This is a genomic window from Candidatus Cyrtobacter comes (assembly GCF_034470605.1).
GTDB classification, from domain to species: Bacteria; Pseudomonadota; Alphaproteobacteria; order Rickettsiales; family Midichloriaceae; genus Cyrtobacter; species Cyrtobacter comes.
On record NZ_JARGYT010000132.1, the window covers coordinates 1 to 1688 of the forward strand.

The window sequence follows — 1688 nt, forward strand, 5'->3', positions numbered from 1 at the left end:
GAAACAACCTTTTATCCATCTAAATACCATATTTATCGCCTCCAATATAATATTGCATCTTTTCCATTATTTGGCAAAACCTTTGTTAACAGTGCCTAAGAATCTCTAGATTAAAATCTGCTGAATATGATTTAGCAAAACAGCCTCTATTTATCATAAAAGCTCGATATTATATCTATTAGCTATCTATATATTGAAATATACTGCTAGCTCGTATACAGTGCCACGCGTTTTGTCTCGGTGATTTGTATGTATTTTGTTTTTAGACAAAGTTTACTGGCAATCTTGCTCTATACCTTTTTATTTACTTTTATAGTTAACGCACATTCAAAGGAAATATTTATTTTTTCTTTTAATGATTTACGCAGATATTCTGATGAATCAAAAAATGCATTAGGATTTGCAAAATTCGCTTCTGGACTTAATGATTATAAAAAATCCTTAGGTGCAACTCAAGATAATTCTGTAGTTGTTGCTGCTGGTGATTTATATCAAGGTGGTTTTCTTTCAAACGTATCTCATGGAGATATTGTGTCACCATTTTTCAATATAATAGGTGTAAGACTCTCTGCTGTTGGTAATCACGACCTAGATTGGGGGCTTGATCACTTTAAAAAATGGGAAAAAGATGGTGGTTTTGAGTTTTTATCTGCAAATTTAAAAAGCTCAGATGGCAGCTCTCTCTTTAAAAAGTATAAGATACTGAATATATCAGGTTATAAAGTTGCATTCATAGGCTTTACCACCACAGAATCTGCCTTCACAGTTCCAGGCTCAACACTGAGCAGCGCAGGTGGTTTATTATTTGATAACGCTGCCGTTATTGCAAATGAGTTAGTAAAAGATATTCGTAAAAACCATTCACCTGATTATATAATAGCATTAACACATATTGGAGCTCTCCAGGATAAAGTTAGTGGCGTTGTTTCTGGAGCTGAGATTGAAGAGCTAAGTAAAGTAGAAGGCATAGATGCAATAATATCAGGCCATACTCATACAAATGTTGCAGGCATGCTAAATGGTAAGGCTGTTGTTGAAGCATGTTAGTTATGGCAAATGCATTGGGGCTTTAAGGATAGATACAAATTCTCATATCATTGTACCAATTGTTAAAGACTTATATTCAGAACGCAATTCAATTATTGCCGATAATGCTGTTGATAATATGGTGAAATCTGCTGCTTTAGTATATGAAAAGGAAGTAAAAACTGTCCTCGCTACCGCATCAAGCGATCTTACATTTAAGGAAATGAGCGCATATTTTGTTGAAAAAATCTTTAAGAGGTATAATAGTGAGCAAAAAATTGATGCTGTGATAATTAATGGTGGGCTTTTTAGAACAAAGATAGCAAAGGGTGAGCAAATTGCATAGGCACTGTTAACAAAGGTTGTATTTAATAGATGCTAAAGCTATAAAGGCAAGGAAAGAGAGATCGGATTTCTCAAATCGTAATGCTAAGCGTCGATTTTCTTTGAGTTTAGCGAAGAAATTTTCTATCTTGCTTCGCAATTTGAATTTATCTTTATCGTATTCTATAGGCTCAATGCGATTCTTCCGCCCAGGAATTACAGGAATATTGTTATTTGATAGCAAATAAGAGCGATGCTTGTTGCTATCATAGCCCTTATCCTCTATTATGTAGCAACCTGATACTGAGGCAGTTAAATCATCGGCGCACGAAATATCA

General features: G+C 34.4%; 3 protein-coding genes. 2 read left to right on the forward strand and 1 reads right to left on the reverse strand.

Features of this window, described 5'->3' with window-relative positions; genetic code table 11:
- Positions 1 to 249 precede the first annotated feature (249 nt).
- A complete protein-coding gene (locus Cyrtocomes_RS05990) occupies positions 250 to 1047 on the forward strand; it encodes a metallophosphoesterase (RefSeq protein ID WP_322498278.1) in 798 nt (265 codons plus the stop codon).
- On the forward strand, positions 1034 to 1372 hold the full coding sequence (locus tag Cyrtocomes_RS05995) for a bifunctional UDP-sugar hydrolase/5'-nucleotidase (RefSeq protein WP_322498279.1): 339 nt from the start codon (positions 1034 to 1036) through the stop codon (positions 1370 to 1372). The genes Cyrtocomes_RS05990 and Cyrtocomes_RS05995 overlap by 14 nt, the downstream gene beginning before the upstream one ends.
- 6 nt (positions 1373 to 1378) lie before the next feature.
- Here Cyrtocomes_RS05995 and Cyrtocomes_RS06190 read toward each other — a convergent pair whose 3' ends face one another.
- The gene (locus Cyrtocomes_RS06190; RefSeq protein WP_410519716.1) at positions 1379 to 1684 is read right to left on the reverse strand and encodes a transposase; all 306 of its coding nucleotides are present in this window, start codon (positions 1682 to 1684) and stop codon (positions 1379 to 1381) included.
- Positions 1685 to 1688 lie beyond the last annotated feature (4 nt).

Coding starts and splice junctions, on each gene's coding strand:
- Cyrtocomes_RS05990 (WP_322498278.1), top strand. CDS start 250: ATGTATTTTGTTTTTAGACAAAGTTTACTGGCAATCTTGCTCTATACC.